General features: G+C 51.1%; 13 protein-coding genes and 2 pseudogenes. 10 read left to right on the forward strand and 5 right to left on the reverse strand.

Features of this window, described 5'->3' with window-relative positions:
- Positions 1-34 precede the first annotated feature (34 nt).
- From J4614_RS03645 to osmB, 9 genes and pseudogenes are all read left to right on the forward strand, one after another.
- Positions 35-175: a hypothetical protein gene (locus J4614_RS03645; protein ID WP_043942882.1), complete on the forward strand. Its 141-nt coding sequence runs from the start codon at positions 35-37 to the stop codon at positions 173-175.
- Between the two features lie 13 nt (positions 176-188).
- A pseudogene (locus tag J4614_RS03650) lies at positions 189-489 on the forward strand (hypothetical protein).
- 117 nt (positions 490-606) lie between these two features.
- Complete coding sequence (fabI, locus tag J4614_RS03655) at positions 607-1,395, forward strand: enoyl-ACP reductase FabI (RefSeq protein ID WP_000506501.1); 789 nt, start codon at positions 607-609, stop codon at positions 1,393-1,395.
- Between the two features lie 199 nt (positions 1,396-1,594).
- Positions 1,595-2,572: pseudogene (locus J4614_RS03660) on the forward strand (CMD domain-containing protein); the annotation flags it as partial.
- 244 nt (positions 2,573-2,816) lie between these two features.
- Positions 2,817-4,751, forward strand: coding sequence for an exoribonuclease II (locus J4614_RS03665; RefSeq protein WP_023220538.1), 1,935 nt, complete (start codon positions 2,817-2,819; stop codon positions 4,749-4,751).
- A gap of 261 nt (positions 4,752-5,012) precedes the next feature.
- Complete coding sequence (gene pdeR, locus J4614_RS03670) at positions 5,013-6,995, forward strand: cyclic di-GMP phosphodiesterase (RefSeq protein ID WP_208293069.1); 1,983 nt, start codon at positions 5,013-5,015, stop codon at positions 6,993-6,995.
- A 121-nt stretch (positions 6,996-7,116) separates the two neighbouring features.
- Complete coding sequence (locus J4614_RS03675) at positions 7,117-7,296, forward strand: hypothetical protein (protein WP_001279854.1); 180 nt, start codon at positions 7,117-7,119, stop codon at positions 7,294-7,296.
- A gap of 86 nt (positions 7,297-7,382) precedes the next feature.
- Positions 7,383-8,135 (forward strand): DNA-binding transcriptional regulator YciT, encoded by a 753-nt coding sequence (locus J4614_RS03680; RefSeq protein ID WP_001088594.1) that lies wholly within the window; start codon positions 7,383-7,385, stop codon positions 8,133-8,135.
- A 258-nt stretch (positions 8,136-8,393) separates the two neighbouring features.
- A complete protein-coding gene (osmB, locus tag J4614_RS03685; protein ID WP_000481166.1) occupies positions 8,394-8,612 on the forward strand; it encodes an osmotically-inducible lipoprotein OsmB in 219 nt (72 codons plus the stop codon).
- A gap of 119 nt (positions 8,613-8,731) precedes the next feature.
- On the opposite strand, the gene yciH is transcribed toward osmB, so the two are convergent.
- The 5 genes from yciH to pgpB all read right to left on the reverse strand — a co-directional run bounded on the left by yciH (position 8,732) and on the right by pgpB (position 12,384).
- Positions 8,732-9,058 carry a stress response translation initiation inhibitor YciH gene (gene yciH, locus J4614_RS03690; protein WP_001285199.1) on the reverse strand — a complete coding sequence of 109 codons (327 nt, stop codon included), beginning with the start codon at positions 9,056-9,058 and terminating at the stop codon, positions 8,732-8,734.
- Positions 9,058-9,795, reverse strand: a complete 738-nt coding sequence (pyrF, locus tag J4614_RS03695) for an orotidine-5'-phosphate decarboxylase (RefSeq protein ID WP_023213823.1) — start codon at positions 9,793-9,795, stop codon at positions 9,058-9,060. The genes yciH and pyrF overlap by 1 nt, the downstream gene beginning before the upstream one ends.
- Before the next feature lie 190 nt (positions 9,796-9,985).
- Positions 9,986-11,155, reverse strand: coding sequence for a lipopolysaccharide assembly protein LapB (gene lapB / locus J4614_RS03700; protein WP_000891378.1), 1,170 nt, complete (start codon positions 11,153-11,155; stop codon positions 9,986-9,988).
- A 6-nt stretch (positions 11,156-11,161) separates the two neighbouring features.
- Entirely contained in the window at positions 11,162-11,470 is a 309-nt protein-coding gene (locus tag J4614_RS03705; RefSeq protein ID WP_000876301.1) for a LapA family protein, read from the reverse strand.
- Positions 11,471-11,619: 149 nt separating this feature from the next.
- Positions 11,620-12,384: a phosphatidylglycerophosphatase B gene (pgpB, locus tag J4614_RS03710; protein ID WP_000948651.1), complete on the reverse strand. Its 765-nt coding sequence runs from the start codon at positions 12,382-12,384 to the stop codon at positions 11,620-11,622.
- Positions 12,385-12,579: 195 nt separating this feature from the next.
- Between pgpB and ribA the strand changes: the two genes are divergently transcribed.
- On the forward strand, positions 12,580-13,170 hold the full coding sequence (gene ribA, locus J4614_RS03715) for a GTP cyclohydrolase II (protein WP_001176283.1): 591 nt from the start codon (positions 12,580-12,582) through the stop codon (positions 13,168-13,170).
- The last annotated feature ends 49 nt before the right edge of the window (positions 13,171-13,219 follow it).

A 13,219-nucleotide genomic window follows, 5' to 3' on the forward strand; every position in this document is an offset into this window, starting at 1 on the left:
ATGCCTCATCCTCTGAAAATTTATTATAATACACATGCAAACATATAAAAACCCGATTTGTAACTACTGTAATCACCTGATTTCCAAAATTTTTCATATTAAGTATTACTCTGCATCAATAAATAGAGAAAACCTTCAGCACCTAAAAAAGAAATTATTTTTGTTAAGCATTTGATGGTTAAAATTACATGTCCATAACATCGCTAATAGGTGAGGTAAACCATTCGGATGAATATTCAGGCTTCCTACAGAACCTTTATTTGTCTGGTGGAAGGTGCATCGCTATGCGTACTTGCTATCCGTCCCGGTGTCTCTGGTTGGATGAGGCGAACCTTACACCAGCTGGTATACTGCAGCGTAGGGCCTGTCCCATTAGACTCTTTGATTTGCCAGTTTGGCCCTGGGGAGTGCTCAAAATCCTCAGGGACTTCGTTATCGTGTGGTTTTAGAACGTCACCAGCTGGAGATAGCAGCGGAAAAATAGCGTGACACACGGGGTCAGGAGTGAGATATAATTTCAGACTAATTTCGAATAATGTTGAAAAGTTGCTGTTAACCATTGTTCGTAAAAGCAAAAAATAAGCAATGACTATAAGGATTAAAGCTATGGGTTTTCTTTCCGGTAAGCGCATTCTGGTCACTGGCGTGGCCAGTAAACTGTCCATCGCCTACGGTATCGCACAGGCGATGCACCGCGAAGGAGCTGAACTGGCGTTCACCTACCAGAACGACAAACTGAAAGGCCGCGTAGAAGAATTTGCTGCCCAGCTGGGTTCCAGCATCGTTTTACCGTGTGATGTCGCTGAAGATGCCAGCATTGACGCTATGTTTGCGGAGCTGGGTAACGTTTGGCCGAAATTTGACGGTTTCGTACACTCAATTGGTTTCGCGCCTGGCGATCAGCTGGACGGCGATTATGTTAATGCGGTTACCCGCGAAGGCTTTAAAATCGCTCACGATATTAGCTCTTACAGCTTTGTTGCCATGGCGAAAGCCTGCCGCACCATGCTGAATCCGGGTTCTGCGCTGTTGACCTTGTCTTATCTGGGAGCGGAGCGCGCCATCCCGAACTACAATGTCATGGGTCTGGCGAAAGCCTCTCTGGAAGCTAACGTGCGTTATATGGCAAACGCTATGGGACCGGAAGGGGTTCGCGTCAACGCCATCTCTGCGGGTCCAATCCGCACGCTGGCGGCGTCCGGTATTAAAGACTTCCGTAAAATGCTGGCGCATTGTGAAGCCGTTACGCCAATTCGTCGCACCGTGACCATTGAAGATGTGGGTAACTCAGCGGCGTTTCTGTGCTCCGATCTCTCGGCAGGCATTTCTGGCGAAGTCGTCCATGTTGACGGCGGGTTCAGCATTGCGGCAATGAATGAACTGGAACTCAAATAAGCGCATTAAGTTTATTAGCGGGCAGCACGGCTGTGCTGCCCCATTCCCCTCACTCACCACTCATCTCGTTATATAGCGTTCTGATATTTGTTATCACCTAACAATCTTTCATCCCTTTCCCGCATACGCCAGGATAATCCAGCATAAACGATCCGACGCCGAATCATTATCGATCGCCATTTCATCCTCGGGAAACCCTATGGAACAATGCCGAAAAGCGGGTAAAAGCCACTGGTATCATGAAACACAATCCACTATGTCGTCACAAACCCCGCTTTCGCTGATGCCGGAAGCCGCGTATGTTAACGATCGATTTTTACTGGATTTAGCGGTAGCAAAAACCGCGTTGACGCCTTTTGAATCATGGTTAAAGCCAGCTCGCCAGTTGGCGGATGTCTTATTTCCCCGCACGGTTCTCAACGACCGGCTTCATACGTTTAGCGCCTATGAACGTATGAGCACCGCGCTGACCGCCGCTCAGGTATTTGGGGTTCAGCGTTTGTGCCGCCATTATGCCGCACGTCTGGCACCGCTACCTGGCCCTGACGCCTCAAGAGAGAGCAATCAACGGCTGGCGCAAATTACGCAATACGCTCGTCAACTTGCTGGCTCCCCCTCCGTTATCAATACGCGGGCCCGTGAACAGCTTGCAGAGGTGGGATTAACCGCCCGGGATACCGTACTCATCAATCAGATCATTGGGTTTATCGGTTTTCAGGCGCGGGTAGCGGCGATATTTCAGGCGTTTTGCCGTTTGCCCGTGCGCGAACTGCCCGGCCAGGAGATGCAGCGCTTTGCCAGGGCCGCACGGTTTCAAAACCCCCAGACGACATGGCGGCCCGCCGCCAGTCTGGTAGAATATCCTCCCGCCCATACCAAAGTTCGGCGGCAATATTCGTCTTCACAATGCCAAATAATGGCACCGGTACTCATCCGCGATCCGTCTTCATTCGCGTTACTCGAACGCATACTGACCAGCACATTACACACCGCGTCGCCCCTTTCTTTACTTCCACTTATCACGCTCCTCACATCACGTATCAACGGCAGCGCCGCCTGCTTTAACGAACAGGCAACCCAACCTGGCGCGTGGCGTCGCGCTGTCATCACGTTACGCCAGGAAGACGACGACATCGCTCGTTGGGAACTTGAGCCTGCGCTGACACAGGCGATACAATGGCTCACCAGAGCGCCCGATCGCTTTAGCGCCGCGCATTTTTTCCCGCTACTCACCAGGGGTGTTTCATCGGAGCAGGCCATTAACATGTTAGGCTGGTGCGGCGTGTGCGGATGGTTAAATCGTTTAAAAATCGCGTTGGGCGAAACCTATTAACTCATCCATTACAGAAAGAGCGCTTGCTGCGCCAGGCAGAATCGCGTAAAACTGTCAGCCGCTCTTTTGGCTACGAAAATAGACGAATATGTTTCAGGACAACCCGCTGCTAGCGCAGCTTAAACAGCAACTGCATTCCCAGACGCCGCGCGCTGAAGGGGTCGTAAAAGCCACGGAAAAAGGCTTTGGCTTCCTTGAAGTTGACGCGCAAAAAAGCTATTTCATTCCTCCGCCGCAGATGAAAAAAGTGATGCATGGCGATCGTATCGTCGCGGTCATCCACACGGAAAAAGAACGGGAGTCTGCCGAGCCGGAAGAACTGATCGAACCGTTCCTGACGCGCTTTGTGGGAAAAGTTCAGGGTAAAAATGACCGCCTGTCCATCGTGCCGGATCATCCGTTGCTGAAAGACGCGATTCCCTGCCGCGCCGCGCGCGGCGTTCAGCATGAGTTCAAAGAAGGTGACTGGGCGGTTGCTGAAATGCGCCGCCATCCGCTTAAAGGCGACCGTTCGTTTTACGCCGATTTAACGCAGTATATCACCTTTGCCGACGATCACTTTGTTCCCTGGTGGGTTACGCTTGCCCGCCATAACCTGGAAAAAGAAGCGCCGAACGGCGTAGCGACGGAGATGCTTGACGAAGGGCTGGAGCGCCAGGATCTTACCGCGCTGAATTTCGTCACTATCGATAGCGCCAGCACTGAAGATATGGATGACGCGCTTTATGCTGAGGAATTAGCGGACGGCAGACTCCAGCTTACGGTGGCTATCGCCGATCCTACCGCCTGGATTGCCGAGGGCAGTAAGCTGGATAACGCAGCGAAAATTCGCGCCTTCACCAACTACCTGCCGGGCTTCAATATTCCTATGCTGCCGCGTGAGCTGTCTGACGATCTGTGCTCACTGCGCGCCAACGAAGTGCGTCCGGCGCTCGCCTGTCGCATGATAATCGCCGCAGACGGCACCATTGACGATGATATCGCCTTTTTTGCGGCCATCATCGAATCGAAGGCCAAGCTGGCGTACGACAATGTCTCCGACTGGCTGGAAAATAACGGCACCTGGCAGCCGGATAACGAAGGCATTGCCCAGCAGATTCGTCTGTTGCACCGTATTTGTCTAAGCCGCAGTGAGTGGCGTCATCATCATGCGTTAGTCTTTAAAGACCGCCCGGATTACCGCTTTGTGCTTGGCGAAAAAGGCGAAGTACTGGATATTGTGGCGGAACCGCGCCGTATCGCTAACCGTATCGTAGAAGAGTCGATGATCGCCGCTAACCTTTGCGCCGCGCGCGTACTGCGCGATAAGCTCGGTTTCGGTATTTACAACGTACATACGGGCTTCGATCCCGCGAATGCCGACGCGCTGGCCGCGCTGCTGAAAACGCATGGTCTGCATGTCGATGCCGAAGAGGTGCTGACGCTGGAAGGCTTCTGTAAACTGCGTCGCGAACTGGATGCGCAACCCTCCGGTTTCCTTGACAGCCGCATTCGTCGCTTCCAGTCTTTTGCGGAAATCAGCACCGAGCCGGGGCCGCATTTCGGTCTTGGTCTTGAGGCTTACGCCACCTGGACTTCTCCCATCCGTAAGTATGGCGATATGATTAACCATCGCCTGCTGAAAGCGGTCATCAAGGGGGAAGCTATTGCGCGTCCGCAGGAAGATATCACCCAGCAAATGGCGGAACGCCGTCGCCTGAACCGTATGGCGGAGCGCGATGTCGGCGACTGGTTATATGCACGCTTCCTTAACGATAAGGCGGGGACAAATACCCGTTTCGCGGCAGAAATTATTGACGTCAGCCGCGGTGGTATGCGTGTGCGACTGGTCGATAACGGCGCTATCGCCTTTATCCCTGCCCCGTTCCTGCACGCCGTTCGCGATGAACTGGTATGCAGCCAGGAAAACGGTACGGTACAGATTAAAGGTGAGACGGTTTATAAAGTGACGGATGTCATTGATGTCACTATTGCGGAAGTTCGCATGGAAACCCGCAGCATTATTGCCCGACCGGCAGCGTAACCACGCTTAGCTCGCTCAACGGCCTTTGCTGAGAAGGCAAAGGCCGTTTCTTTTCTTCTTCTCCCTTCCGTCATGCTCTGCGTTTAATCTTATTCAAGCGCCCCATTTCTTGTTATTTTTAGCTGGCGACTATGCTTTTTCCAGAATCTGGATTACATATGAATACATAGATAAAACAATACGTTCAGCCATAATTACCCTTATTTATAACATGGCTAACCTTTCTTTTCGGGCACCTGGCGCTTAAATGGGATGGTATGCATGATGAAACAGATTCAGGAACAAACGGCGCTAAGTCCCCTTCACTCTCACTGGCGTCTGGCTGATAACCGCAACGTGCTGTATCTCTCCCCGACAGGTGAAACGGATGCAGAAAAAACGGTTGAGCTATCGCCGGAGCAAGCCGGGCGTATCCGGGAAATAACGGCGATTACGTCCAGTCTGCTGATAACGTTGTTGATAGAAAAACAGGTTACCGCAGTACACCTGGTAGGCCGTAAGATTAATAACCGTGAATGGGCTGGCAGCCTGGCAACCTGGCCTGATACGCCTGCCGTCACACCAACGCAGGCGCAGGAACTCTCTTTTGCCGAGCAAATCGTATCAGAAGCCAACTCAGTCATTGCGATACTGGATAGTCGGGGAAAAATCTGTCGATTTAATCGGTCATGCGAAGAGTACACGGGCTTAAAAGAGCGAGATGTAATTGGTCAAAGCGTCTTTAAATTATTTATGAGTCGCCGGGAGGCGGTTGCCTCCCGGCACTACATTGAGAATTTTTTTCGCAATGGCAATGCCTATGAAATCGAACGCTGGATAAAGACCCGTAAAGGCCAACGCCTGTTCTTATTTCGTAATAAATTCGTCCATAACGGTAGCGGAAAAAACGAAATTTTCCTGATCTGCGCAGGCACGGATATCACCGAAGAAAGGCGGGCTCAGGAGCGTTTACGCATACTGGCGAATACAGACACCGTCACCGGCCTGCCCAATCGCAATGCTATTCATGAATTTATTAATCATGCTATTGCCTCGGCTGGCGAGTCGCAAGTGGGTATCGTTTATCTCGATCTGGATAATTTCAAGAAAATTAATGACGCCTATGGGCATATGTTTGGCGATCAGCTCTTACAGGCCGTTTCGCTGGCGCTGTTGAGTTGTCTGGAGGAAGATCAATTGCTGGCCAGACTGGGGGGAGATGAATTCATTGTTCTCGCTGCCCATACGTCTCAGGCCGCGCTGGAAGCAGTAGCCTCACGAATCCTTACCCGTCTGCGGCAACCGTTTCGTATTGGACTCATTGAAGTTTACACGGGATGCGCTATTGGCATTTCGTTGGCCCCCCGGCACGGACAGGACAGCGAAAGTCTCATTCGCACTGCCGACACCGCAATGTATAACGCCAAAGAAGGCGGCCGCGGTCAGTTCTGCGTTTTTTTGCCGGAAATGAATCAGCGCGTATTTGACTACCACTGGCTGGATACAAACCTGCGAAAAGCGCTGGAAAACGACCAGTTACTTATTCACTATCAGCCCAAAATTACCTGGCGCGGCGAAGTACGTAGCCTGGAAGCACTGGTACGCTGGCAATCGCCGGAACGCGGATTAATTCCGCCGCTGGAGTTCATCTCATACGCCGAAGAGTCAGGACTCATCGTCCCGCTGGGCCGCTGGGTGATTCTGGATGTGGTTCGCCAGATTGCGAAATGGCGCGATAAAGGGATTAACTTGCGCGTAGCCGTTAACTTTTCGGCGCGACAACTGGCCGACCAGACGCTTTTTACTGCGCTTAAACAGGCTTTGTACGATCTGAATTTTGAGTATTGCCCGATCGATGTCGAGCTAACGGAAAGCTGCCTGATCGAAAACGACACGCTGGCGCTATCGGTTATCCAGCAATTTAGTCAGCTCGGCGCTCAGATTCATCTGGATGATTTTGGCACCGGGTATTCTTCGCTTTCTCAACTCGCCCGGTTCCCTATTGATGCCGTTAAACTGGATCAGGCTTTCGTCAGAGATATCCATAAGCAACCGCTGTCGCAATCTCTGGTTCGGGCGATTGTCGCGGTGGCTCAGGCGCTAAATTTACAAGTGATTGCCGAAGGCGTAGAAAATGCTAAAGAAGATGCCTTCCTGACAAAAAACGGCGTCAATGAACGACAGGGCTTTTTATTCGCCAAACCTATGCCCGCCGTTTCTTTTGAACGCTGGTACAAACGTTATCAGACGAAAAAAATGCGTTAATGGCGACGATAATAGGGAGAACAGCCTGTGCAGACAGGCATAGCCCTATTTTTCCCTTCTCTTTTCAGATTAATTTCTGCATCATGAATTGAAACCTTTTCTGACATTAAGGATGACAAACATGTCTGATATCGAAGCACAACGAATTGCCGCACGCATTGATACCGTGCTGGATATCCTTGTTGCTGGCGATTACCACTCGGCCATCAATAACCTTGAAATATTGAGAGCAGAGCTGTTAGATCAGGTTAAAGACGGTATCTCGCCATCCCAGGCTCCCGGGTCGCCCTGGGAAATCTGATAGCGATAATTTGTCCGGGATGGCCGTTAGCCCTTCCCGGCTCTCTGACTGTCTGTTGACTCCTCTTAACGTATAAAATTAATACTATGAACTCCCGACAACAATCAATTTTGCAAATGGTGGTTGATAAAGGCCAGATGAGCGTTGCTGAACTGGCGAAAATTACCGGCGTATCTGAAGTCACGATTCGTCAGGATCTGAATACCCTGGAAAAGCAGAGCTATTTACGCCGTGCGCACGGTTTCGCCGTTTCGCTTGAGAGCGATGACGTAGAGACTCGCATGATGACGAACTACACGCTAAAACGCCGACTGGCGGAGTTCGCCGCCTCGCTGGTCAGTCCAGGGGAATCCGTTTTTATTGAAAATGGCAGCAGCAATGCGCTATTGGCCCGGACGTTGGCGGAACAAAAAGATGTCACGATCATCACCGTGAGCAGTTATATCGCGCACCTGCTCAAAGAAACTCCTTGCGAAGTCATTCTCCTCGGTGGAATCTATCAGAAAAAAAGTGAAAGCATGGTAGGGCCGTTGACGCGACAGTTTATCCATCAAGTGCATTTCAGCAAAGCATTTATCGGTATTGATGGCTGGCAGGCTGATACCGGCTTTACCGGACGCGATATGATGCGATCGGATGTGGTTAACGCTGTTCTGGAAAAAGGCTCAGAAGCGATTGTCCTCACCGACAGCTCCAAATTTGGCTGTGTGCATCCCTATCCCCTGGGCCCGCTCTCTCGCTTCCATCGTGTCATTACGGATTCCAGAATTTCCGCCAGCGATCAAATGCAGTTAGAACATGCAGGGCTGCTAGTCAATGTTATTGGCTCATCCGTTTAAAATATTTCCCGATGGTTTGCCCTATGGCAAATCATCCTCTCTCTAAGACTTTTCTGACATCCCAATTAAGACTATTTACCTGTTGTAACGAGCGTAACGTCGTAAAATTAATATTAGCGAAATAACAGGAAGTGACTATCACCTGCGTGATATACCCCTGCGCAATCAGGTTTTACGGAAAATCTCTTAACAGGTTTTATTTTAACTATAGTTATAGTGAGCTTAATTCCGTGAATCGTTAATTCAGGAGAGAGTATTATGTTTATGACGAGCAAAAAAATGGCCGCTGCTGTGCTGGCAATCACCGTAGCAATGTCTCTGAGCGCCTGCTCAAACTGGTCCAAGCGCGATCGCAACACGGCTATTGGCGCAGGTGCGGGGGCGTTAGGCGGCGCAGTGTTAACGGACGGCAGTACATTAGGCACCTTGGGCGGCGCGGCGGTCGGCGGCGTGATTGGTCACCAGGTTGGAAAATAATCCAGACGTTTAAATATTGAACGGCTCAAAATAATACGTTTATTCTTTTCAGGTCTGGATTACAAAAATAGACAAAGTTGACTTTTACGCCACGGTAATTTACAACCGTGGCGTTTTCATTAGCCGCCAGCTAATTTTACTTTCATTCCTTTAGCTTCCAGCAATGATTTTATCAAGTCGCGTTTATCACCCTGAATTTCAATAATCCCTTCTTTTACTGCCCCGCCACAGCCGCATTTTTTCTTCAGTTCAGCCGCCAGTTTGGTTAATTCCGCATCATTCATCTCGATACCGGTAATCAAACATACGCCTTTACCCTTACGGCCACTGGTTTGACGCTGAATGCGAACGATACCATCCCCTTTGGGACGAACCGGCGCCGTTTTAGGTTCTTCAATGCGCCCCGTCTGTGTTGAATAAACCAGACGACTATTGGAATCGCTCATTATGCCTCCCGTTTCAGTGACGCGTTAATATCCTTCAGCGTTTGCGCCGGATCTACCGATTGCGTAACCGGGCGGCCAATCACCATATAGTCGACGCCGGCGGATAATGCCTGTTCGGGCGTCATAATGCGTCGCTGATCGCCTGCCTCGCTGCCTGCGGGCCGAATGCCCGGCGTCACCAGCTTAAATGCAGCGCCAAAGACCTGTTTAAATCTGACCGCTTCCTGAGCGGAACAGACCACGCCATCCAGCCCGCATTGCTGCGTCAGGCGCGCCAGCCGCTCCGCATGTTCCGCCGGTGACAACGTCACGCCCAGATCGCGCAGATCGCAGGTTTCCATACTGGTCAACACGGTCACGGCAATGAGCAACGGCGCATCTTTACCGAATGGCGCCAGCGCGTCGCGCGCTGCGGCCATCATTCTCGCCCCGCCAGACGCGTGAACGTTTACCATCCAGACGCCCAGGTCTGCCGCTGCGGCGACTGCCCGGGCCGTGGTGTTGGGAATATCATGAAATTTTAGATCAAGAAAGACATCAAACCCACGCTGCTGGAGATCCCGAACGAGCTGTGGACCAAACAGCGTGAACATCTCTTTGCCTACTTTTAAGCGACAATCGCGAGGATCGATTTTATCGACAAACGCCAGGGCTTTATCGCGTTCATGGTAATCCAACGCCACAACGACAGGCGATTCAGTAATAGCGCAGGAAGAAGATGAAGCAGTAAACGTCATGACCAGACCTTCTTGATGATGGGCACCGGAAGTGGCGCAAATTGGATAAACGGCGTGCATTCTACCTGCGGCGCAGGGAAATTAACAGGTTCGATTGACAACCTGATAAGCCTTGGTCGCCGATGCCAGCGTTGTTTTTAGTTTTACATCATTAAGTATGTTGTAACTAAAGTAAAGCTTTTTTTATATACTACTGCCCATCAAGTCCGCGAATAGGTTTAATGGTCGACCATGCCCGGCAGGACGGACAGTGCCAGTACAAGGTATAGGCGGTAAAACCGCATTTCTGACAACGATACCGCGGTTTACTGCGCACCTGCTCGCCAACCATATCACGCAGTACCATCAGGCTTTCTTTCGCTCGCCCTTCTTCCGCCTCGTTGAGATGGTAATCCATCAGCTTATGGAACACCCGCATGGTAGGATGTCGCTGTAGCTGACGTGTGATATAGACTTGAGCTGCGTCACTACCTTCACGCGCTTCCAGAATATCGGCAAGCATTAACTCAGCGCCAGCACCGGTATTCTCCTCAACGGCGCGACGTAAAAACTCCGCCCACTCGGCATTTTTACCGAGCTGTTGATAACAGGTTTGCAGCATCTCCAGCGTTTCGCTGACCAGCTCTTTATCCTGAACGATCACACGTTGCAGGCTTTCGACCGCTTTGGCGTAATCCCCTCTCGCCATATAAACGCGCCCCATCATGATAGACACCCGGGCGCTATTTTTATCTGCGGCGGCACCTTTTTTCAGCAACGCCATCGCGCGATCCATGTCGTCGTTGCCCATTTGCTGTAACGCTAACTCACAGTAAAAATGGGCGATTTCGATACGCTGTTTATCTTTGCCCAGTTTCACCAGCCGTTCTGCTACTTCGATCGCCTTTTGCCAGTCGCTGGTTAGCTGATAGATTTGCAAGAGCTGCTGTAACGCGCCTACGCGAAATTCCGTTTCGTCGGTAAGTTGGTTAAACATATCTTCCGCGCGGTCATATAAACCGGCGGCCATATAGTCGCGCCCCAGTTGCTGAACAGCCAGTAAACGCTGTTCATAGGTCAATGAAGCGCTTTCCATGAGCGTTTGATGAATACGAATGGCGCGATCGACTTCGCCTCGTGAGCGAAACAGATTACCGAGAGTGAGATGAGCCTCAACGGTGCCGGTATCCTCTTTAAGCATATCGAGGAACAGATCCACCGCTTTATCTTGTTGGTTACTCAGCAGGAAGTTAACCCCTGCGACATAATCGCGCGACAGGCGGTTAGCTTCATCCTGTTTTGTTTGTTGCGCACTTCTGCGACCCATATACCACCCATAGGCAGCGGCTACAGGCAACAGCAGAAATAACAACTCCAACATAAATGATTATTCCTTTACAACCGACGAATCGGCAGGGACCGCAACGTCGGTTGCTGGCGAAAGCTTGTTTTCCAGTCGTTTAATTTTACGTTCAGCACGGGCAAGGGAAACGCGGACCCGCAGCCAGAACAGGCCGCAAATCAGCCAGCCAATCGCAAAACCGACGGCGAACAACACAGCAAGCAACGTGGAGATACGATACTCCCCTTGCGCCAGCAGGTAGTTAAACGTCACCTGTTGATCATTCTGCGCGCCCAGCGTCACCGAAATAACAAAAATCGCCAATACCAGTAAGAAAATGAGTAAATATTTCACATTACTTCCCGTTATGTGGTTTGCGCGAATAAATCGTGTCCAACTTACCGCATCCAGCCTTCTAAATTACCATTTTCCCGCCTCGCGCGAAATGGAAATGCGCCCGCCATCAGATGATTTAAGGGCAATAGTCAGAAAATCAACCGTTGTCAGCTTTCCTGCTCGCGTTCAGCAATTTCTTGCGCTTCTTCACGAGGCGGCATAAGCGGCCCGCAAATTCGCTGCGCCAGCCAGGTCGCCAGGGTAACTAATAGCCAGGAGATAAGCGTGGCGACCACTAAATCTCGCGGCCAGTGCATTCCCAGAAGCAAACGGCTGCCCATTACGCCGGTTGCCCAGACTAACAAAAACGCGATGGTGAAAGTCCGTCTGCGCGGCCATAACAGACCCACGGCCAAAAGCGCCCAGCTCGCTGCAAACATGGTATGTCCGGAGGGAAACGCAAAACCCGTCTCTTTTTGCCAGTGCTGACGCAGGAAAACGGGGATGTTCTGTTGCCCGGCCAACTGCTCTTTCACTAAATGTCCGCGTTCTGTACGCTTTAAAGTGTAGAACTCATCGACGGGAATATGGTGCGTTTTTTCAAGCCAGACCACAAATGGCCGCGGCTCCTGTACGCGCTCCTTTACCCATGACTTCACGCCCTGCCCGACGATAATCGCCCCACCGAGAATCGCAAACAGCATAATGGCGGCGCGCAGGCGAAATCGCAGGCACCATAAGAACCATCCACAAAGAATCACATGCGTGATAACGCCCCAGGGTTTGGTCACGGTTTCCGTTATCCAGAATAGCGTTTTTAGCCACCAGACCTGATGTCCTGGCTGCCACTGCCAGCCTGATACCCATACGGCAAGCGGCATGATAAGCAACAGGGCGGCGCCTGCCGCGGTGCGCCTCGCAATTGAAAGCATGGATGCTCCTTTTATAAGTAAGTATCACAATCATAACTGAAAATTCTCGCCGGACTGGAAAATTGACAAATTTGTGCCATTCCTGAGCAATTACGTGGTAGTGATTAGGTGATGTCCGCCGCCTTATGGCAAAATAGCGGGATACAAGCCAACAGGCGACGACACCGCAGGCGTCAGCATAATCTGGAGAAATACATGCAGCTTAAACGTGTGGCAGAAGCCAAACTGCCAACCCCATTGGGTGACTTTCTGATGGTGGGATTTGAAGAACTGGCAACCGGACACGACCATGCCGCGCTGGTTTTTGGCGATATTTCAGGTAAAACGCCGGTACTGGCTCGCGTTCATTCCGAATGTCTTACCGGGGACGCGCTTTTTAGTCTGCGCTGTGATTGTGGTTTTCAACTGGAAGCCGCGCTGACGCATATTGCGGAAGAAGGACGCGGAATTCTGATATACCACCGTCAGGAAGGCCGCAATATTGGCCTACTTAATAAAATTCGCGCTTATGCGTTACAGGATCAAGGCTATGACACGGTGGAGGCCAATCATCAGCTCGGCTTTGCCGCCGATGAGCGTGATTTCACCCTGTGCGCGGATATGTTCAAATTACTCGGCGTGGATGAAGTTCGCCTGCTGACCAATAATCCGAAGAAAGTCGAAATACTGACCGAGGCGGGAATTAATATCGTGGAACGCGTTCCGCTCATTGTGGGTCGTAATCCAAATAATGAGCATTATCTCGATACTAAAGCGGCCAAAATGGGTCACCTGCTAAACAAGTAAGCCACCGGTATTAAAGCGCGGGCCTGCCTGTTTACGGCAGGCCCGATAA

It is taken from the genome of Salmonella sp. 32031103-2018-00083-FB-01-SM-01 (genome assembly GCF_017571995.1).
Taxonomy (GTDB): Bacteria; Pseudomonadota; Gammaproteobacteria; order Enterobacterales; family Enterobacteriaceae; genus Salmonella; species Salmonella enterica.